Below are 20,350 nucleotides of genomic sequence, written 5' to 3' on the forward strand. Positions count from 1 at the left end.
CATGGCCTTTCTCAATGCACTGGTTCAGGGCATCCTGCTGGGCGGGTTGTTCGCGATGGCCGCCCTCGGCTTGTCGATCGCGTTCGGGGTGCTGCGGGTCGTCAACCTCGCACACGGGGAGATCATGACCTTGGGGGCGTACCTCGCGTTCGTCACCCTCACGGGTCTCGGGCTCAACGTGTGGGTGGGCCTCCTCGTCGCAGTCCCGGTGATGGGCATCTTCGGCTACTGGATTCAGAGGCTGATCCTCCAACGAGCATTGAGGCTGGGCGAGCTCGCACCTCTCCTGGTCACCTTCGGAATGGCGATCATCATTCCCAACGGCCTGATCGAGATATTCACCAACAACAAGAAGGCCCTCCCCACCGGGGACTTGGCGGTGCAGAGCATCACCTTCGGTGGCATCACCGTCGGGGTGCTTCAACTCATCACCCTGGTGGTCGCCATCGCGCTGATCGCGGCGCTGCAGCTGTTCCTCGCTCGAACCCGGATGGGTCGGTTCATGCGAGCGGCAGCGGACGATTCCGAGACGCTCCGACTCATGGGAGTCGATTACCGCAGGGTGTACGCATTCGCGATGGCGATCGCGTTCGCCGTCGCCGCACTCGCCGGAGTGTTCTTCGGGATCCGCCAAGGGGGGGTGACTCCCTTCGACGGGCAGACAACCGTCCTGTTCGCATTCGAGGCGGTGATCATCGGAGGCCTGGGGTCGCTCTGGGGCACGCTCGCGGGCGGGGTCGTACTCGGCGTGGCGCAAACGGTCGCCGGCCAGATCAGCCCCGAACTCCCGCTGCTCGTGGGCAACCTCGTCTTCATCGCGATCCTGGTGTTCCGTCCGACGGGCATCGTACAGAGCAAGGTGGCTGCATAGATGTCCCGCGACCTATCAGGCCCGATCCGCATCGACCGCTACCGGACGAAGGTCACGGTCACGGCGGTTGTCGCGGCGGGGTTGTTCATCGTCTTGGCGATCGCCCCGTATGTCGTCGATCCCTCGATCACGAGCTCGTGGATCAAGCTCTTCTACCTGATCACGTTGGCGTCGATGTGGAACCTCCTCGCTGGATACGCGGGCATGGTCTCCGTCGGCCAACAGGCGTACATCGGGCTGGGTGCGTACGGGGTATTCGTCTTCAACGACCTCGGGCTCGACCCCTACAGCAGTGCGATCGTCGCCTCCATTGCGGTCGGGCTGATTGCGCTCCCTCTGTCCTTCGTCGCCTTTCGCTTGCGGGGAGGGTACTTCGCCATCGGAACCTGGGTCCTCGCGGAAGCCGTGCGGCAGATCATCATCCGCGTCGATGCACTGGGCGCCGGCAGGGGTCGCAGCATCTCGAATTACACCGAAGACCCGATCTTCCGGAATCTCTTCACGTACTGGCTTGCACTCGGCATCCTCGTCGCGGCCCTTGTCGCCACGTTCCTCCTGCTCCGCAGTCGCATGGGAATCGCGCTTCAAAGCATTCGCGACAACGAGGTCGCAGCTCGCGCTGTCGGGATCAACGTCAACCGGACCAAACGCATCGTCTTCGTGATCGCCGCGATCGGCGCGTCGCTCGTCGGTTCGGTGATCTGCCTTCAGGCGATCGGGGTTGCATCGCCTTCCCAGATCTTCAGCGTGAGCTACTCCGCGTTCATGATCTTCATGGTCCTGATCGGCGGGATAGGGACGATCGAAGGACCGATCATCGGCGCGGTCGTCTACTACGTGATGGACTTCTATTTCGGCCAAGTCGGACTGTGGTACCTCGTGGTGCTCGGTCTGCTGGCGATTCTGATCACTCTGTTCTTTCCCAAAGGCATCTGGGGAGAGTTGAGCAGCCGGTTCAATCTGACCGTGTTCCCGGTCGGACACCGAGTGGTGCCGAGCTCTTTGGCTCTGCAACGCGGGCACAAGGAGACCCTTGCCGACCGGCGATAGCCGCAGACCGCGGCTCGACGGTGAGACCGGAGTCAGGCGACTTGAGACTCGCCGTGCTGGAACTCCGGCGACGATCGCCGCCACTCGAGCGGGGTGCACGAGAACTCGCGCCGGAAGGCGCGGTTGAAGCTGGTCGCATCCGGGAAGCCGCACTCGCTGCCGATTCGACGGACCGACCAGGTCGCATACTTGTGATCGGTGAGCATCGCTGCAGCGTTGCCCAGCTTGACGTTGCGCAAGTAGTCGGCCGGGCTGGTTCCTGTTCGACCGAACAGGTTGTACAGACTGCGGCGTGACATGTAGAACTCGTGGGCGATGTCGTCGACGCGCAAGGTGGCGACGTTGGCGGTGATGAAGTCGCGGATGGTGAACATCATTCCACCCGGAGATCGAGGTACCACCCGGCCGTGGCCGAAGGAACCCTGGATCATCGTGGAAGAGAGGTCTTTGGTGATCTCCGCTGCTTCCTCGGGGTCGGTGAGCTGTCCTGCTGCCGATCTCTCCTGAAGCAACGCCACGTAGGAGAAGAGAACTCGCGCGGCGTCGGACTGGGGCACCGCGAGGCGTGCACAGGACTCGGCGACCATCGACATGGGCAGCTTGAGGGCAGACCGAGAGACCTGGATGATCACCTGTCGCTGCTCTGGCGCCGAGTAGTCGAGAAAGTAGGGCGAGTCGGTGGCGTACGTCGAGACCGAACCCGGTCCGACCGGGACACGATGCCCGCCCTGACTGACAAGGCCACGCGATGAGGCCTGCAGGGAGATGTGGAGGTCGTCATTCTCGGAGTGAGCCGCCAGCCGCGGCGTTCGTTCCGCGATCGTTCCGTCGGTGGTCACCACCGATACCGAGACGCGCTCGTCGAGGCGAACATGTTCCATCTGCCCGTGAAACCCCGCACTGAACGCCGAAGTGCGTAACGGAACGAAGCAGTTGCTGACAACGTCTTCCCACTCATCGGCGCTCTCAGCCTTGAGAACAACCACGACTGCCTCCTTGCGCGCGTGCGAGTGAAGCTAACACCGGCCTGTCGACGGGGTCAAGGGAGTTCGCGCCTCACGCGCAGCTGCGAACGCGATCGTGCACGAATTGCAAACGGCCGCATTTGTCTGCACAGTTTGCTGATTCCTCGCCGACGGGCGCCGTGTTGAATGACGGTGGGTCGCACGGCGGCCGATCTCTGCGGTGCTCCTGTGCCGATGTCGAAGGGAATGACCATGACGTTTTTCGATCAGGCCGGCTGGAACGGGCGCACCTATCTCGGGGGGTGGACCGAGCTGGGTTCGGTGGCCGACATCACGTCTCCTTCGACGGGTGACATCATCGGCAGCTACTCGACCGGCAGCGCGGCCGATGTCCACACCGCCGCAGACGTCGCTCAGACCGCCCAGCGAGAGTGGGCGGCCACCAGCCCAGAAGAACGGTCCGCGGTGCTCCGTCGCGCTGCGGCGCTCATCGAGCGGAACGTCGATGTACTCGCGCGATGGCTGTCAGACGAAGCCGGTTCGGCCGGAGGCAAGGCGGCGTTCGAAGCGGGCCTCGTCGCTGCGGAGTTCCACCTCGCGTCCGCCACGGCGATGGTGCCGTACGGCCAGCTCCTCCGAAGCGGTCGGCCGAGGCTGAGCATGGCGCGGCGTGTGCCGGTGGGCACGGTGGGAATCATCTCGCCGTTCAACTTCCCCGGCATTCTGTCCGCTCGCTCCATCGCGCCGGCGCTCGCACTCGGAAACGCCGTCATCATCAAGCCGGATCCGCGCACGACCGTCACGGGCGGGCTCTTCTTCGCGGCCATCCTCGAAGAAGCCGGACTGCCTGCGGGGCTGTTCAGTGTGGTCCCCGGTGGTGCCGATGTCGGCACCGCGCTCGTCGACGAACCGCGGGTCCCGGTGATCTCGTTCACGGGCTCGACACCCGCTGGACGCGCCATCGGTGCCCGCGGCGGTCAGCTCCTCAAGCGCGTGCACCTCGAGCTCGGGGGCAACAACGCGCTCGTCGTCCTTCAGGACGCCGACGTCGAGGCGGCTGCATCGGCGGGCGCATGGGGGTCGTTCCTTCATCAGGGGCAGATCTGCATGACCACCGGCCGCCACCTGGTCCACGCAGACCTGTATGACCGGTACGTCGAACTCCTCACGGAGAAGGCGGCTCACATTCCGGTTGGCCCGCCCTCGAGCGGAGCCCCCTTGGGGCCGATCATCGATGCCGGTCAGCGGGACAAGATACATGCGATCGTGACCGACAGCGTGGCTGCGGGAGCCCGCCTTACCGCCGGTGGCCACTACGACCGGCTGTTCTACGAGGCCACGGTGCTTGCCGACGTGAGCCCCGGGCATCGGGCCTTCGACGAGGAGATATTCGGCCCCGTCGCCCCGGTGACCAAGTTCTCGAGCATCGATGAACTCGTGGGACTGGTCAACAGTTCCGACTTCGGGTTGTCGCTCGCGATCCTCACCGGCAACGCATACAAGGGATTCGAGCTGGCGGACCGGATGCCGAGTGGGATTCTCCACATCAACGATCAGACCGTCGACGATGAGGCTCAGGCTCCCTTCGGCGGCGTCGGCGCGTCCGGCACAGGTGCCCGATTCGGCGGGCACGAGGCCAACATCGAGGCGTTCACCGAGACCCAATGGGTGACGATCCAGGGCGACATCGCGACCTATCCCTTCTGATCCCCTCTGAAGAACGAGAAACCAATGACGATGCAGATCACGGCCGCGATCACGCGCGACGTCGGACGTCCCCTCGAGATCACGACCCTTGAGCTCGACGACCTGCGGCCCGATGAGGTCCAAGTCCGTCTCGTCGCCACGGGGGTGTGCCACACCGACGCGCTGGTGAGGGATGGCATCCTGCCGGGCTCGCTCCCGGTTGTGCTGGGTCACGAGGGTGCCGGAGTGGTGACCGCGGTCGGAGCCCGAGTCGAATCCGTCGCGGTGGGCGACCACGTGGTACTCGGGTTCAACTCGTGCGGTGTCTGCGCTCAGTGCACCGCAGGGCATCCCGCATATTGCGCGAGCTTTCCCCCGCTGAACTTCGGCGGCCGGCGCCAAGACGGGAGTACCAGCCTGAGCGAAGCCGGCGCGAGCGTGGGGAGCCACTTCTTCGGGCAGTCGAGCTTCGCATCATTCGCGAACGTCGCAGCCAGGTCGGTCGCCAAGGTCTCCGCCTCGGTGCCGCTGGAGCTCGTCGGTCCGCTGGGGTGCGGCATCACCACCGGTGCCGGCACCGTGCTGAATGTCTTGAAGCCGGCGCCCGGGTCCTCGATCGTGATCTTCGGTACCGGAGCTGTGGGCGACTCGGCCCTGCTCGCTGCCGTCGTCGCCGAATGCTCGACGATCATCATGGTCGACGTCGTCCCAGCGCGTCTGGCGCTTGCCACCGAACTGGGCGCCACGCATGTCATCGACAGCCGACATGAGGATGCCGTCGCCCGTGTGCACGAGATCACAGGAGTCGGCGCACACTATGCGATCGACACCACGGGTCGGCCGGGGGTGTTCCGCCAGATGGTGGATTCGCTGGCGCCGCAGGGGTTCGCCGCTCTCGTAGGAGCCGCTGCGCCGGGAACGGAGGCGACGGTCGATATCGGTGCGTTCCTGGTCAATTCGCCGACCGTGACCGCGGTGATCGAGGGAGACGCCGTGCCGCAGACATTCATCCCCTATCTGGTCGAGCTCTACGAAGCCGGCCGGTTCCCGTTCGATCGGCTGATCAAGACCTATGCGTTTGGCGACATCAATCAGGCGTTTGCGGATTCCGAGTCCGGCTTGACCATCAAGCCGGTCGTCGTCTTCTGACGTTCGGATCGGGTGGCACGGGAGGCCACGAGCCTCGCCGTCATGCCCTCGCGGGTGATCACCGCGGGGACCTGCCGTGTCCCAGACCGCGGGGGCTGGACACACGGGTACTAGATTCGTTTGCGCAGGCGGTCGCGCAGGGAGGGCCCCCATGAGCAGCAATCTGGATCTCTCCACGATTCCCCTCGGCGTTCTGATCGGGCTGGGCGTGGTGCTGCTCCTCGAGATCACGCTCGACGTCATCGCGCTCGTCGATCTGTATCGTCGGCCGGTCGCGTCGGTCGCCCTCGGCAACAAGTGGATCTGGGTGGCCGTCATCCTGCTCGTCAACCTCATCGGCGCGATCCTGTACTTCGCGATCGGTCGCAGGCCCGCGCCGGCGGTCGAGCAACCGTCCGCCGGGCCCTCGGCCCCCGAGCGCACACGCTCGGCCGCCGAGATCGCCGACGCCCTCTACGGCAGCGACGACGAAACCAAGAGGCCGTGACCGCCGCCATCCGGGCGACCGGATTGACCAAGTCCTACGGCGGCAAGCCCGCCCTCGACTCGCTCACCCTCGACATCGAGGAGGGGTCGATCTTCGGGTTCCTGGGCCCGAACGGTGCGGGGAAGACCACCACCCTCCGCCTCATCACGGGACTCGCCCGGCCGACGCGAGGGGCGATCCAGGTGTTCGGGAACGACGTGGGCGCGGCCGACAACGCTGCGCGGTCCGAGATCGGCTTCCTCCCCGATGTCCCCGCCTTCTACGGATGGATGACCGCGCCGGAGTTCCTGCGCTTCGCGGGAGGCCTGTTCGGGATGTCGGGCGCGCGCCTCGAGGACCGGACCAGCATGCTCCTCGACCTCGCCGGGCTGAGCGGGGTGACGACCAGGATCGGGGGCTACTCGCGCGGGATGAAGCAGCGCCTCGGCATCGCCCAGGCGCTCATCAACGCACCGCGGCTGCTGCTGCTCGACGAGCCCACCAGCGCGCTCGATCCGATGGGCCGCAAGGACGTGCTCGACATGATCGCCTCGCTGCGCGGACGCACCACCGTCTTCTTCTCGACGCACATCCTGAGCGACGTCGAGCGGGTCTGCGACACCGTCGCGATCCTCGACCGCGGCCGCATGGTCGCCCATGCGCCGATCGACGAGTTGAAGGCGCGCTACGGCAAGGAGAAGATCCTCGTCGAGGTGACCGAGAACGCCGACGCGCTCGCGGAGGATTTCGGCGAACGCCCCTGGGCGACCGCGGTGACCCGCCCGACGCAGGGTTCGATCGAGATCACGGTCACCGATCTCGGCGCCGCCCAGCACGACATCCCGGCCATGGTCGCCGCGCGCGGCAGCGGGCTGGCCCGGCTCGAGGCGGGAGAGGTCGGCCTCGAAGAGGTCTTCGTCGAACTGGTCGGGAGCGCGAAGTGAACGGCACTCTCGTGTTCGCGCGCAAGGAAGCGCTCGAGATCGTGCGCACCTGGCGGATCTGGGTGCTGCCGATGATCATCCTGTTCTTCGCGATCACCTCGCCCGTGCTCGCCCGCTTCACGCCCGAGATCGTCGGGGCCGTGGCCGGTGATCAACTCGGCGGCATCACGATTCCTCCGGCCACCTATCTCGACGCCTACGGGCAATGGATCAAGAACCTCAGCCAGATCACCCTCTTCGCCCTGATCATCATCTACGGCGGCATCGTCTCGTCCGAGACCTCGAGCGGCACGGCGATCCTGGTGCTCACCAAGCCGATGTCGCGCGGCGCGTTCGTCGCGGTGAAGGCGATCATCCACTCGCTCTTCCTCGCGGCGCTCATCGTCATCGGCACGCTGGTGACCTGGGGCCTCACTGCAGCGGTATTCGGCCGGGCCCCCGCGGGCCCGGTGTGGTCGAGCGCACTGACCTGGCTCGTGCTCGGCGTCTTCTACGTGGCGCTGATGACCTTTCTCTCGGTGCTGATCCCGTCGTCGGCCGGGGCCGCAGGGGCGGGTATCGGCGCCTTCGTGCTGCTCGCCGTCGGCGCGATCTGGAAGCCGCTCAGCGACCACTCGCCGGCGGGGCTCGCCAGTCAGGCGGCTGCGCTCGCCACCGGAACGGCGGTGCCGGATCTGCTGCCGCCCGTGCTGGTGTCACTGGTGCTCGCCGTCGCACTGGTGGTCGCGGCCGCGCTGCTGTTCCGTGCCAAGGAACTGTGAGCTGACGATGGACGGCGGGAGTGGTGGGGCGGTGAGCCGTGCGATTCGAGCATCGCGGCACGGACGCTGATCCGGGAGTCCTCGATCGGGTCTGGCGCACTCGGAGCGAGGCCGACACGATCATGACGTCTGCGGCGAGGACGAGCTTCCACCTCATCCTCGCCAGGACCGAGGGCCGCCTGACCGCGGGACTTCGCGGTCCCGAGACGAGGGCGACGGTCGCGCCGGTACCGGCCGAGACGGAGTACCTGGGAGTCAGGTTCTGTGTGGGCGCCGTGCTTCGTCCGCACCCACCGGCGACGATGGTCGACGGGTACACCCCCCTTCCCGTGACCGACCGGGGTGCGATCATCCTCGGGGGCGAGGAGTTCGAGCCGCCGACCTTCGAGAACGTCGAGCACTTCGTTCGACGACTTCGGGTGCTCGGACTCTTGGCGCCGTCGAGGATCGACCGCGAGTGGTGTTCGAAGCCCGGATCGGAGCGGACACGGCAGCGGCACTCCCGCGCGCTGATCGGGATGTCACGAACGGCGGTCGCGCAAATCGATCGTGCGAATGCGGCGGCGACGATGGTGCGCGCGGGACAGGACTGGGCCCGCGTCGTGGATTCCCTCGGCTACTACGATCAGGCCCACCTCGCCCATGCGTTGCGTCGTTTCGTCGGGCACTCGGTGCGCGAGCTCCAGGCCGACGGCGCCCCATCCGTGTCGTTCCTCTACAAGACCGGGTCGGGAATCGGAAGTTAGCATCGTGGCCAGCCGATCTCGTCGGCAAGGCGATCAGGGAGAACGCATGCTGCTCAGTGTCAACGTCTTCGTCAGCTTCGACGGTGTCGTGCAGGGACCCGGCGCACCGGACGAGGACCGCTCGGGAGGCTTCGCGCGCGGCGGGTGGCTCGTGCCGTTCAGTTCGGCGCAGACCGACGAGATCGTCACGGGATGGTTCCGCGAGGCCGGCGCGTTCCTGTTCGGCCGGACGACGTTCGGTCTATTGCACGGGTACTGGCCCCACGTCACCGACCCCGGGAATCTGATCGCGTCGCAGCTCAACGCTCTGCCCAAGTACGTGGTCAGCTCCACGCTGACCGACGCGGAAGCGGACTGGAATCCCACGACGGTGCTGCGCGGCGCCGCGGTCGACGAGGTGCGCCGCATCAAGGAGTTGCCCGGTCGCGAACTGCAGGTGCACGGCAGCTGGAAGCTCGTGCAGGCCCTGCATCAGGCGGGACTCGTGGACGTCTACCGGGTGCTGCAGTTCCCGGTGGTGGTCGGCGAAGGGAAGCGCCTGTTCCCCGAGGGCGCCACGTCGGCGACGTTCGATGTCGCCACGGACGTGTCACGCGTGCTGCCCGGCGGAGTCGTCGCTCTGACCCTCACCCCGCGAAGCCTCGGAACCGTCGCCGCCGGCTCGTACGTCGTCGAGGACGGGCGCTCGGCGACGATCGTCGGCTGACCGGGTCCGCGGAGCGGCCATCCGGCTGCCCGCCCCGGTGCCTCCTCAGGCGCGCGGCGCCCGGGGCGCGGGGCCGGTGCTGCCGCGGACCACGAGTTCGGTGGGGAGCAGCACCGACGACTGCGCGCTCCCCGGGGTTCCGGCGAGCTGCTCGAGCAGGAGGAGTCCCGACCGTCGGCCGACCTCGACCATGTCCTTGCGGACGGTCGTGAGGGTGGGGGTCACCATGGTGGCGGAATCGGTGTCGTCGAAGCCGATGATCGAGACGTCCTCGGGCACCCGCCATCCCGCTTCCTGCAGGCGCTGCATGGCCCCGATCGCCATGTAGTCGTTGTGGGCGAAGATCGCGGTGAAGCGCACGTCGGCGGCGAGCAGCTCCGTGGCGATCCGATATCCGGATGCCAGCTCGAAGTCGCCGTGGAAGGTGAGTGAGCCCGGGAAGACCTCGTGCAGCGCCCGAGTGCGCTCCAGGGTGGACGGGAGGCCCTGGTAGCCGGCGATCGCGACGATCCGCTCGTGACCGAGCGTCTTGAGCAGGGTGACGGCGTCGCGCGCACCCTCGTAGACGGTGGTGGACACCGACGGCACGTCGAGCGAGTCGATGTTCTCGTCGGAGAGGACGAGCGGCGCGGTGCGAGCGGCGCGCGCCAGTTGCTCGATCTCGGCCGTCGAACGGCTCGACGCGTAGACGAGCCCGTCGATGGCGCGCGTGGTGAGCATGGTGAAGCAGCGCGCCTCGCGGCGGGGGTCCGCGTTCGAGGTGCTGGTGACGACGAGGCCGTGATCCGCCTCGTTGGCCGCGTCTTCCACGCCGCGCGCGATCCGGCCGAAGTACCAGTGGGAGATGTCGGGGACGGCGAGGCCGATCGTTCGGCTTCGCCCCGATTGCAGGCGGCGTGCGCCGGCATCCGGCACGTACTGGAACTGATCGATCAGGCGATGGATGCGTGCCGCGGTCTGCGGGTTGACCGGCCGTTTTCCCGACAGCGCGTGCGACACGGTCGTCACGCTGACGCCCGCCGCGTCGGCGATCTGCTGCATCGTCCACGGACGTGTCGGGTTGTCCACGCCGCGAGCATAGCGTCGAGCAATGCGTATTGCATCGCGGCTTCCGGGCGGCGCGAGAGTTTATCTGCCGGAAACATTGGGAAACCGGGGGGAAACGGAGCGCACCTAGGCTCGGCGGGAACGCGAATGCAAAGCGTTTTGTAAGAAATCTTCGTCGCGCAGCATCCGAGCACCGTCCGTGCACCACACGACCCCGAGGAAGCCCATGTCTGAAACCCCGCACCTTCTCCGCCGGATCACCGGCGCCGCCGTCGCCTCGATCGCCGCCGTCGCGTTGCTCGCCGGCTGCGCATCATCGTCCGGTTCCCCCAGCTCGAGCGGTTCGTCGGGGGCAACCGCGACCATCAACTTCCAGACATCCTGGATCCCGCTCGTTCAGTTCGGCGGAAGCTACGTCGCCGCGAAGGCGGGCTACTACGCCAAGCACGGCGTGAGCGTCAAGATCCTGCCCGGCGGGCCCGACACCGACGGCCTCGCGCTGCTCGCGTCCGGCAAGGCGGATGTCGCCGTGAGCAACGCCGACGTCGTCGCGCGCGCCAACGAACAGGGTGCCGACCTCGTCATCATCGGCGCCGGATTCCAGAAGAGCCCGCTCGCCATCATGTCGCTGGCCTCCGATCCGATCACGACTCCCGCTGACATGAAGGGGAAGAAGATCGGCGTGCCATCCGGCGATGAGGGCACCCATGCGGCGTTCCTCGCCGCCAACAGCCTCACCGACACCGAGGTCACCAGCGTTCCGGTGAGCTTCGACGTCACCCCGACGACGAGCGGCCAGGTCGCGGGTCAGTACGTGTTCGCGACCGAGCAGCCGATCAGTGCCGAGGAGGCGGGGTACAAGACGCACTCGATGCTGCTCGCCGACTACGGTCTCAATGTGTACGCCCAGGTCTACGTCGTCACCAAGAGCTACCTCGCGAGCCACCGGTCCGCGGTCGAGGACTTCATGAAGGGCGAGATCGAGGGCTGGCAGGCCTACGTCAAGGACCAGTCGCAGGCCGTCGACCTCACGGTCAAGGACTACGGCAAGGACCAGAAGCTCACCGTCGCCAATCAGACCGAGCAGGCGTCTCTTCAGGTGCCCCTGCTCGTGACGGACACGACCAAGGCCCACGGCCTCTTCTGGATGAGCGACAGCGACATCGCCGCCAACCTGAAGACGATCAACGCGCTCGGTATCAAGGCGAGCAAGAGCCTGTTCGATCTCTCGGTGCTCAAGGACATCTACCAGGGCGCCTCGAGCATCGGCTGACGCGGCCGCAGACGCAGGACGGTGGAGGAGACCATGGCAGAGCAGAACGGCTTCGCCCTCGCGAAGGTGAGGAAGTCGTATCCGACGAGGTCGGGCGAGGTCGTCGCGCTCGACGGAATCGATCTGGTCGTGCCGCGGGGCTCCTTCACCGTCCTGCTCGGCCCGTCGGGATGCGGCAAGTCGACCATCCTGCGCCTGCTCGCCGACCTCGAGGAGCCCACCGCCGGGACTGTCACGGTGCACGATGAGACGCCGGCCGCGATCCGGCGCGCGCACCGCACCGGCCTCGCGCTGCAGGATCCCTCGCTGCTTCCGTGGCGCAGCGTGCGCGACAACATCCGCCTGCCCGGGCAGGTCATGGGAAGGCCGATCCCGAACGAGCGGATCGACGAGTTGCTGAGCCTCATCGGGCTCGAGGACTTCGCCAAGGCCAGACCGGGCGAGCTCTCGGGAGGGATGAGGCAGCGCGTCGCCATCGCCCGGGCGATCGCCATCCGTCCCGAGATCCTGCTGCTGGACGAGCCGTTCGGCGCGCTGGACGAGATCACCCGCCAGTACATGAACGAGGAGCTCCAGTCGCTCTGGGCGAGCACCGGTGCGACCGCCCTGCTGGTCACCCACTCGATCTCGGAGGCGGCCTTCCTGGCCGACCGGGTCGTGGTGATGTCGCCTCGCCCTGGCCGCATCGTCGGGGAGGTCGCGATCGACTTCGCCCGCCCCCGCACCCGCAGCCTTCTCACCGAGCCCGCGTTCCACGCCGTGTGCGATCGGCTCAGCGCGATGCTGCACGCGGGCGGCGAGCCCGCGATGGCGGACGCGTGACGACCACGCGCCGGCGCCGGGCGCTCGTGCTCATCGCGGCGAGCATCCTGTCGCTCGCGATCTGGGAACTCGCGGCGCGGCTGGGGCTCTCGCGGCTCGGAGTGATCGCACCGCCCAGTGCCGTCGTGGTCGAGATCGTGCAGAACGCGAGCCTGTACGGCGTGAACTTCGCGTCCACGGCGTGGGTCGCGATCCGGGGCTGGTTCTGGGGAGACCTCGCCGCCATCGTCCTGGCCGTGCTCTTCGTGCAGTTCCGGGTCGTCGAGCGGTTGCTGCAGCAGCTCGCCCTGGTGCTCTACTGCCTGCCGCTGGTCGCGGTGATGCCCCTGTTGCAGTTGACCTTCGACCCCGACACCGCCCGGGTCGTGCTGGCGGCCCTCTCCGTCTTCTTCACCACCCTGGTCGGCACCATGCTGGGCCTGCGTTCGGCCGACCGCGGCCAGCTCACCGTCGTGCGGGCGCTGGGCGGGGGACCGTTCGCCGCCCTGCGATTCGTCCGGATGCCGAGCGGCATCCCCGCGGTCCTCACCGGACTGCAGATCGGCGCGGCCGCCGCGACGCTCGGCGCCGTCTTCGGCGAGTTCATCGGCGCCGACCGGGGCCTCGGGGTTCTGCTGATCAACGGGCTCCAGCAGCTGCATCTCGCGCAGGTGTTCGCCGTCGCGGTGCTGGCCACCGCCATGGCGGGCATCCCCTACGGCCTTCTGGGAATCGCCCGCCGGGTGCTCGTGCCGTGGTCGACGGGCCTCTCGACCGCCGCGGCGGCGCGGCCGACTCGAACATCGGCGGTCCGTCGAGTGCTGGGTGCGCTCGGCTGGGCGGTGACCTCGCTCGCCATCGTGATCGGGGCGTGGTGGCTGTACCTCGTCGTCTTCGCGGTCACCCCGTTCGTCGGCAAGACGCCGGTGGCCGTCTTCGACTACCTCGTGCTCGTCCCGGATGCCTCCCGGAACCGCTCGGAGTTGATCGACGCGCTCGGCGTGACCCTCGTGCACGCGGGCGTGGGGTACGCGGCGGGCCTGGCGGTCGGCATCCTCGTGGCGACCGTATTCGTGCTCGCGCCTCCCCTGGAGCTGGCCTTCACGCCGCTCACCGTGGCGCTGCGCTCGGTGCCGATCGTCGCGCTCATCCCCGTGCTGCTCGTGGTCTTCGGTCGAGGACTGCCCGGGGTGATCGCCATCACGACCATCGTCACCTTCTTCCCGACGCTGGCCAACGTGCAGCAGGGCATGTCCCGGGTCCCCGCGGACGCCCTGCTGCTGATGCGCAGCTACGACGCCTCCCTCGCCCAGACGCTGTGGCGCCTGCGGCTGCCGACCGCCCTGCCGACGATCTTCGCCTCGGCCCGCATCGCCGCGCCCGCGGCGGTGCTCGGCGCGACGCTCGCCGAGTGGCTCGCGACCGGTGACGGGCTCGGCCACATGATCGTCGTGTCGCGCTCCTTCAGCAACTACAACCAGCTGTGGGCGGCCGCCATGCTGCTCGCCGCCGTGTCGGTCGTCTTCTACAGCATCGTGAGCGCCGCCGAGCGGGCCGTGCTCTCCCGCTTCACCGTGGCGCGCTGACCGCGCGTCGGCCCGCCGTCCCGATCGAAAGGAACATCGAATGCCCACGCCTCACATCGCCGCCCAGGAGGGCGAGTTCGCGCCGAACGTCATCATGCCGGGCGACCCGCGGCGCGCGAAGCTGATCGCCGAGACCTACTTCGATTCACCGAGGCTCGTGACCGAGGTGCGCGGCATCCTCGGCTACACCGGCACGATCGCCGGTCGGCCGATCTCGGTCATGGCATCCGGCATGGGCTCGCCGTCGGTGTCGATCTACGCGACGGAACTCGCCCGCGCCTACGGCGTCACGCGCATCGTGCGGGTCGGCACGATGGGCGGCGCGCAGGACTTCCTGCAGCTCGGCGACGTGATCGCGGCCTCGGCCGCCCACACCGACTCCGCGATGACCGTCCGGCGCGTGCCGGGCATCAACTACAGTGCGGCGCCCACCTTCTCGCTCCTGCGGGCGGCCGTCGAACACGCGGAGTCCGCGGGGATCCCCCTGCATGTCGGTCCCATCTTCACGACCGACGCCTTCTATCAGCCCGAGAACGACACCGTCGCGAAGCTGATCGCCATGGGCACGCTCGCCGTGGAGATGGAGGCCGCCGCGCTCTACACCGTCGGCGCCGTCGAGGGCTTCCAGACCCTCATGGTCGGAACCGTCAGCGATCACGTCTACAAGACCGAGGAGATGAGCTCCGAGGAACGCGAGAAGACCTTCGGCCGCGCCGTCGAGGTCGCGATCGCCGCGCTGCAGTCGTGAGCGAGGCATCCGTCGCTCCGACGACGCCCGCCCCGGCCGACCTCGTCATCCGTGACGCCGTCGTGCTCGCCTGGGATGAGACCCGCGGCATTCACTTCCTTCCCGGTCACGATGTCGTCGTGCGCGGCGGGCTGATCGACGCGGTGCAGCCGACGGGGACCGCGGTGGCCGCTCTCGAGGTCATCGAGGCGCACGGCATGGTCGCGATGCCGGGGCTCATCAACTGTCACGCTCACTCGCCCATGGTGCTGTTCCGCGGCGTCGCCGAGGACGTGAACGAGGAGCGCTGGTTCAACGAGTTCATCTGGCCGATGGAGGTGAACCTCACCGAGCCCGACATCGAACTCGGCGCGCGCCTCGCCGCGTCCGAGATGATCTCGACGGGGACGACGACCTTCGCCGACCACTACTTCGGGATGGACGCGATCGCCCGGTCGACCGAGGAGACCGGGCTGCGCGCCCTGCTCGGGCTGACCTACTTCTCGTCGGACGGACCGGCGGGCCTCGAGCGGGGACTCGATTTCGCCGAGCGGTGGGCCGGCCGGGGCGACGGTCGCATCACGGCGGCGCTCGCCCCGCACGCGCCGTACACGGTCGGCCACGACGACCTCGTCGCGACGGCACGGGCCGCGGTCGAGCACGAGCTGCCGATCCACATCCATGCCTCCGAGAGCCGCAGCCAGACCAGGCACAGTCTCGATCGCGAGGGGGTCACGCCCATCGAGGTGCTGCGTCGGGCGGGACTCTTCGATGCGCGCGTGCTGATCGCGCACGGCATCGGGATCGTGCCCGAGGACCTCCCGACTCTCGCGGGGGCGCGCGTCGGCGTCGGGTCGGCCGCCAAGGGCTACCTCAAGCACGGTACCGACACGACCCCGGTGCGGGTGCTGCGAGACGCGGGGGTGCCCGTGGGGCTCGCGACCGACGGGGCAGCGTCGAACAACACCTCGGACCTATGGGAGACCATGACCTTCTTCGCGCTCGTGCAGAAGGCCGTCGAACGGGACCAGTCGTTCCTGACCGCGCGAGAGGTGCTCGAGCACGCGACGATCCAGAGCGCCCGCGCGATCGGACGCGAGCACGACCTGGGACGGATCGCGCCGGGCTTCCGGGCCGACCTGCTGCTGGTCGACCTGACGGGGCCGCGTACCCAGCCGGTGCACGATCTCGCCGCGACGCTCGTCTACAGCGCGCACTCCGACGACATCGACACGACGATCGTCGACGGCCGCGTGCTCATGCGGGGTCGCCGGTTGCTCACCGTCGATGTCGCCGCTCTCACGGCCGAGATCGCGCCGCGGCTGCCGCGGCTGACCGATCGCAGTCACGGGCGAAGCATCCAGGACTACGACGCCTGAGCCCGTGATCCGCTCAGGGGGAGGTCAGATCGGCGAGCACCGCGAGGGATGCCTCGACGGTCGCCGCGAGGATCGCCTCACCCTTCGCCGCGGTCGCGGTCGTCGGGTCGCCGAAGACGCCGGATTCCGAGAACGGATGCAGTTGCATCGGCCGGGTGCCGAAATCGCTGGGAAACACGGGATAGCTCGGGGCGAAGCGATCGGTGTGCACCGCGTCGGGGTCGATGGCGAGCATGAGCGACGTCTCGGCCTCGTCGGCGTGGTTGAGTCCGGGCGCCGCACCGCGGCTCTCGCGGACCCGCTCGATCGCCGCATCCATCCCGGGGTAGTCCAGGGCGATGGCCCGGATGCGTCCCTCCATGGTGAGCGTGCGCATGGCGGCGGCCAAGGGGTTGCGGTTACCCCAGTCGCCGTTGACCACGACGAACACCGAGGCACCCGAGTCGGCGAGGGCGCGCCCCAGATCGACGGCGATCGCCGTCACGGTCGTGGGCGACAGCGACAGCGTGCCGGGGTATCCCGCGTTGTTCCAGGTGTCGCCGTAGTGGATGGGCGGCAGCAGAACCGCGTCGAGCCGCTCGGCGAGCCGGCGGGCCACCTCCGCGGCGGTTGCGGTGTCGGTGCCGAGTGGCAGGTGCGGACCGTGCTGCTCGAGGGCTCCGAACGGCAGAATGGCGATCGAGGCGGAGTCGCGCAGATGGGCGGCGACGTCGGTCCACGCGGAGCGATAGGCATCAAGCACGATCCCAGGCTAACGAGCGGCGAGGAAGAGATCCGTCCATGAGCGACACGATGACGATCGAGGGGGCCCGGCTGTGGGACGGGACAGGGTTCCGCGGTCTCAGTACCGTGAGCTGGGTCGCCGACGGCGCGGATGGAGCGATCTCGTCGATCGCGCCGGCCGTGGCCGACAGCGGCTTGAGTGTGATCCCCGGGCTGGTCGACACCCACGTGCACCTGGTCGGCAATGCGGGTTCGACGCCCTCGGGGTTTCTCACCTGGCCCCTCGTGACGCGACCGGAGGAGCAGGTTCTGCACGGTCTCGCGCACGCCCGCCGCGCGCTCGACGGCGGGGTGACGACCGTGCGCGACCTCTCGGCGAACGAGGTGCAGTTCTCCCTGCGCCGCGCCCTCGAGCAGGGCATCGTCGACGGCCCGCGCGTTCTCGCCTACGGCATGGTCAGCATGACCGGCGGCCACGGCGACCTGTTCACGCCGCCGGCGGTGTCGAACCGGCCCCCCGTCGCGGACGGTCCCGATGCGTGCCGCGCCCTCGTGCGACATTGGGCTCGTGCCGGAGCCGACGGCATCAAGATCGCGACCAGCGGGGGCGTGCTCTCGGTCGGTGACAAGGCCGCCTGGCGCAACCACACCTCGGCCGAGATCGACGCGATCGTCGACGAGGCGCACGCGCTGGGGCTGAGGGTCGCGGCTCACGCGCACACGCCCGAGGGCGTCCGGATCGCGCTCGACCACGGGGTGGACTCGATCGAGCACGGGACCCTTCTGCCCGCGGAGCAGGCGGAGCGCCTGGTCTCGGCCGGCGTCTCGGTCGCGCCGACGCTGCTGATCAACGATCGCATCGCCCACGGGGTCGGGGCGGATGAGGAGCAGGCGGCGAAGGCCGGAGCGCTTCTCGAGACGCGCGACGAGCGGCTGAGGGCGGCCGCGGACCTCGGGGTCGACTTCGTCCTGGGAACAGACGCGAATGGATTCCACGTGCGATTCGGAGAGCAGATGACGGAGGTCCGGGAGATGGCCCGGATCTTCGGATGGACGGCGGAACGCGCCCTCCAGGCCGCGACCAGTCGCGCCGCCGCGACGGTCGGGCGGTCCGATCTCGGCAGACTCGTTCGGGGTGCGCCCGCCGACTTCGTCGTGATGCGGGGTCGACCGTGGGAGACCATCGACGAGCTCACGGTCGACCGTCTCGTCGCGGTCGTCTCCCGAGGGCGGGTGGTGCGGGGGACGCTCCCGCACTGACGCGCCCCGATCACGTCGGCCATCCCTAGACCTTGACGTCTACCCCTGTTCGGGAGTAGATCTATACATCACACGTATGATCAATGTGACGTACGTCCAGCAAAGGAGTTGGAACAGATGAGACAACGACGTCTGGCAGGCGTTCTCGGGGGGATCGCTCTCGTCACGGCCGGCCTGACCGCGGTCGGCGGTGCGCCGGCCTTCGCCACCCCGCCCATCCCGGGCCCGATCACGATCGTGGTGTCGCCCAAGGGCAACGATCACAACGCCGGCGGTCCGAGGAGCCCGTTGCGGTCGCTCGCCGCCGCCCAGGCCCTCGCGCGGATCGCCGCGCTCGCCGGCCGCGGGGTCACGGTCGAGCTGACCGACGGCACCTTCGACCTCTCCCGGCCGCTGCGGTTCAGCGCTCTGGATTCCGGACGTCCTGGCCACCCAGTCACGTGGACGGCGGCGCCGGGAGCCAAGCCGGTGCTCTCAGGCGGCCGGAGCGTGACCGGATGGTCGGTCTCCGACGCCTCGAAGAACATCTACGTCGCCTCCGTTCCCGAAGGGCAGGACAGTCGTCAGCTGTACAAGAACGACGCGTCGGCGCCCCGGGCCGCGATCACGATCGCCCGCAGCGACGTCAGCGTCACGACCTCCGGCATGGAGATCGTGAACCCGGCTCTGAGCTACCTCGCCGACCTTCCGAACCAGAACCGGATCGAGGTCGAGAGCCAGGACTCCTTCACCGACCGCTACGCCGTCATGCAGAGCATCAGCGGAACGACGGTGACGATGCAGCAGCCCGGATGGCAGAACAACAACTGGGGATACGACACCCTCGCGCACCCCTTCGCGGGCGGCAAGCTGCAGCTCGAGAACTCGTACTCCTTCCTCCAGCCGGGGCAGTGGTACCTCGACCCGGCGGCCGGCAAGCTGTACTACCGGGCGTCGGCCTCCGAGAACCCCAACGCGGAGTCGTTCGTGCTTCCGCGGCTGGAGTCGCTGGTGCAGATCGCCGGAAGCTACTCGCGCCCCGTGCACGACCTCAGCTTCTCGGGAATCCAGTTCTCGTACTCGACCTGGCTGTCGCCCGGAACGGCGATCGGCTATGCCGACCAGCAGAACGGCGCGTTCATTCCGCGCGCCTACCCGCAACCGGCCGACTACCTGAGCAGCTGCCAGTCGGGATGCGCGCAGTTCGAGGGCGCGCGCAACGGCTGGAATCAGATGCCGGCCGCCGTGCAGGTGGCCGCGGCGAGCAGCGTCTCGTTCTCGGACAACACCTTCTCGCACCTCGGCCAGGTCGGTCTCGGCATCGGGCTGGACGCGAATGCGAACGCCTCGGGCATCGGCCTGGGGGTGACGTCGACGACCGTTCATCACAACCTGTTCACCGACCTCGGCGGGGCGGGCGTCGTCGTCGGCGGGGTGCAGCCCGACGCGCATCACCCGAGCAACCCGGCGATGACCCTGCGCGACATCACGATCGACAACAACCTGATCACGGATGTCGCCAAGGACTACAAGGAGATGTCCGGCATCCTCTCCACCTATGTCGACCACGCCGTGATCGCCCACAACGAGGTGTCGAACCTCGCCTACGACGGGATCGACATCGGCTGGGGCTGGGGCGCCAACGATGCCGGGGGGAGCCCCGACTATCAGAACCGCGGTCTGTACGCCTACCAGCCGATCTACTCGACGCCGACGACGCTGAAGAACACCGAGGTGACCGACAACCTGATCCACGGCACCAAGAAGGTCTTCCACGACGGCGGCAGCCTGTACAACCTGTCGGCGAACCCGGGGGCCGTGTTCAGCGGCAACTACATCTACGACAACCTGCACACCGTGGGGCTGTACCTCGACGAGGGCTCGCGCTACGTCACGGAGCAGAACAACGTGGTGCAGGACTCGGGGGCGTGGGTCTTCACGAACTCCTACGGCAACAACTACACACGGGATGACGTGATCCAGAACAACTGGTACAACTCCGGATTCGCCCAGACCCCGAACGCCGCCACGCGCAACATCCAGGTGACCGGCAACATCAAGGTGACCGGTACGGCCTGGCCCGCCGATGCCCTGCAGGTGATCGCGAACGCCGGCATCGAGCCGGCGTTGCGCACCTTCCCGGGCGTCACCCCCTAGCGGGGATGCCGGGGTGCAGGGGCGGGGGAGCTGCGGCTGTCCCGCCCCTGCACCGGCACCTGAGTGGCCACAAT

Annotated in this window: 19 protein-coding genes; 16 read left to right on the forward strand and 3 right to left on the reverse strand. The window is 68.1% G+C overall.

Annotation, left to right across the window (positions count from 1 at the left end; all coding sequences use genetic code 11):
• Position 1 precedes the first annotated feature (1 nt).
• A complete protein-coding gene (locus tag ACFPJ4_RS10410; protein ID WP_386740337.1) occupies positions 2–871 on the forward strand; it encodes a branched-chain amino acid ABC transporter permease in 870 nt (289 codons plus the stop codon).
• Positions 872–1,921 (forward strand): branched-chain amino acid ABC transporter permease, encoded by a 1,050-nt coding sequence (locus ACFPJ4_RS10415; RefSeq protein WP_386740338.1) that lies wholly within the window; start codon positions 872–874, stop codon positions 1,919–1,921.
• Between the two features lie 32 nt (positions 1,922–1,953).
• On the opposite strand, the gene ACFPJ4_RS10420 is transcribed toward ACFPJ4_RS10415, so the two are convergent.
• Entirely contained in the window at positions 1,954–2,907 is a 954-nt protein-coding gene (locus ACFPJ4_RS10420) for an AraC family transcriptional regulator (protein ID WP_386740339.1), read from the reverse strand.
• Between the two features lie 231 nt (positions 2,908–3,138).
• On the opposite strand from ACFPJ4_RS10420, the gene ACFPJ4_RS10425 reads away from it, so the two are divergent.
• From ACFPJ4_RS10425 to ACFPJ4_RS10455, 7 genes are all read left to right on the forward strand, one after another.
• On the forward strand, positions 3,139–4,593 hold the full coding sequence (locus ACFPJ4_RS10425) for an aldehyde dehydrogenase family protein (protein ID WP_386740340.1): 1,455 nt from the start codon (positions 3,139–3,141) through the stop codon (positions 4,591–4,593).
• A gap of 24 nt (positions 4,594–4,617) precedes the next feature.
• Positions 4,618–5,721 carry an NAD(P)-dependent alcohol dehydrogenase gene (locus ACFPJ4_RS10430; protein ID WP_386740341.1) on the forward strand — a complete coding sequence of 368 codons (1,104 nt, stop codon included), beginning with the start codon at positions 4,618–4,620 and terminating at the stop codon, positions 5,719–5,721.
• 151 nt (positions 5,722–5,872) lie between these two features.
• Positions 5,873–6,208, forward strand: coding sequence for a PLD nuclease N-terminal domain-containing protein (locus ACFPJ4_RS10435; RefSeq protein ID WP_386740342.1), 336 nt, complete (start codon positions 5,873–5,875; stop codon positions 6,206–6,208).
• Complete coding sequence (locus tag ACFPJ4_RS10440) at positions 6,205–7,131, forward strand: ABC transporter ATP-binding protein (protein ID WP_386740343.1); 927 nt, start codon at positions 6,205–6,207, stop codon at positions 7,129–7,131. The genes ACFPJ4_RS10435 and ACFPJ4_RS10440 overlap by 4 nt, the downstream gene beginning before the upstream one ends.
• Positions 7,128–7,892 carry an ABC transporter permease gene (locus tag ACFPJ4_RS10445; RefSeq protein ID WP_386740344.1) on the forward strand — a complete coding sequence of 255 codons (765 nt, stop codon included), beginning with the start codon at positions 7,128–7,130 and terminating at the stop codon, positions 7,890–7,892. Before ACFPJ4_RS10440 ends, ACFPJ4_RS10445 begins: the two co-directional genes overlap by 4 nt.
• 122 nt (positions 7,893–8,014) lie before the next feature.
• Positions 8,015–8,638 (forward strand): AraC family transcriptional regulator, encoded by a 624-nt coding sequence (locus ACFPJ4_RS10450; protein ID WP_386740345.1) that lies wholly within the window; start codon positions 8,015–8,017, stop codon positions 8,636–8,638.
• A gap of 46 nt (positions 8,639–8,684) precedes the next feature.
• Entirely contained in the window at positions 8,685–9,344 is a 660-nt protein-coding gene (locus tag ACFPJ4_RS10455; RefSeq protein ID WP_386740346.1) for a dihydrofolate reductase family protein, read from the forward strand.
• Between the two features lie 45 nt (positions 9,345–9,389).
• Here ACFPJ4_RS10455 and ACFPJ4_RS10460 read toward each other — a convergent pair whose 3' ends face one another.
• On the reverse strand, positions 9,390–10,412 hold the full coding sequence (locus tag ACFPJ4_RS10460; RefSeq protein ID WP_386740347.1) for a LacI family DNA-binding transcriptional regulator: 1,023 nt from the start codon (positions 10,410–10,412) through the stop codon (positions 9,390–9,392).
• Positions 10,413–10,617: 205 nt separating this feature from the next.
• Here ACFPJ4_RS10460 and ACFPJ4_RS10465 point away from each other — a divergent pair, with 205 nt between their 5' ends.
• From ACFPJ4_RS10465 to ACFPJ4_RS10485, 5 genes are read left to right on the forward strand one after another with little or no spacing between them, the layout of a single operon-like run.
• A complete protein-coding gene (locus tag ACFPJ4_RS10465) occupies positions 10,618–11,664 on the forward strand; it encodes an ABC transporter substrate-binding protein (protein WP_386740348.1) in 1,047 nt (348 codons plus the stop codon).
• A gap of 33 nt (positions 11,665–11,697) precedes the next feature.
• Positions 11,698–12,486, forward strand: coding sequence for an ABC transporter ATP-binding protein (locus ACFPJ4_RS10470; RefSeq protein WP_386740349.1), 789 nt, complete (start codon positions 11,698–11,700; stop codon positions 12,484–12,486).
• Positions 12,483–14,051 carry an ABC transporter permease gene (locus ACFPJ4_RS10475; RefSeq protein ID WP_386740350.1) on the forward strand — a complete coding sequence of 523 codons (1,569 nt, stop codon included), beginning with the start codon at positions 12,483–12,485 and terminating at the stop codon, positions 14,049–14,051. Before ACFPJ4_RS10470 ends, ACFPJ4_RS10475 begins: the two co-directional genes overlap by 4 nt.
• Before the next feature lie 40 nt (positions 14,052–14,091).
• Positions 14,092–14,799 (forward strand): purine-nucleoside phosphorylase, encoded by a 708-nt coding sequence (gene deoD, locus ACFPJ4_RS10480; protein WP_386740351.1) that lies wholly within the window; start codon positions 14,092–14,094, stop codon positions 14,797–14,799.
• Complete coding sequence (locus tag ACFPJ4_RS10485) at positions 14,796–16,157, forward strand: amidohydrolase (RefSeq protein WP_386740352.1); 1,362 nt, start codon at positions 14,796–14,798, stop codon at positions 16,155–16,157. Before deoD ends, ACFPJ4_RS10485 begins: the two co-directional genes overlap by 4 nt.
• Positions 16,158–16,170: 13 nt before the next feature.
• On the opposite strand, the gene ACFPJ4_RS10490 is transcribed toward ACFPJ4_RS10485, so the two are convergent.
• Positions 16,171–16,899: a creatininase family protein gene (locus ACFPJ4_RS10490; protein WP_386740353.1), complete on the reverse strand. Its 729-nt coding sequence runs from the start codon at positions 16,897–16,899 to the stop codon at positions 16,171–16,173.
• Between the two features lie 38 nt (positions 16,900–16,937).
• Between ACFPJ4_RS10490 and ACFPJ4_RS10495 the strand changes: the two genes are divergently transcribed.
• Positions 16,938–18,140: a metal-dependent hydrolase family protein gene (locus tag ACFPJ4_RS10495; RefSeq protein WP_386740354.1), complete on the forward strand. Its 1,203-nt coding sequence runs from the start codon at positions 16,938–16,940 to the stop codon at positions 18,138–18,140.
• Between the two features lie 117 nt (positions 18,141–18,257).
• Complete coding sequence (locus ACFPJ4_RS10500) at positions 18,258–20,276, forward strand: right-handed parallel beta-helix repeat-containing protein (protein ID WP_386740355.1); 2,019 nt, start codon at positions 18,258–18,260, stop codon at positions 20,274–20,276.
• The last annotated feature ends 74 nt before the right edge of the window (positions 20,277–20,350 follow it).

The organism is Lysinimonas soli, assembly GCF_042655435.1.
GTDB classification, from domain to species: domain Bacteria; phylum Actinomycetota; class Actinomycetes; order Actinomycetales; family Microbacteriaceae; genus Lysinimonas; species Lysinimonas soli.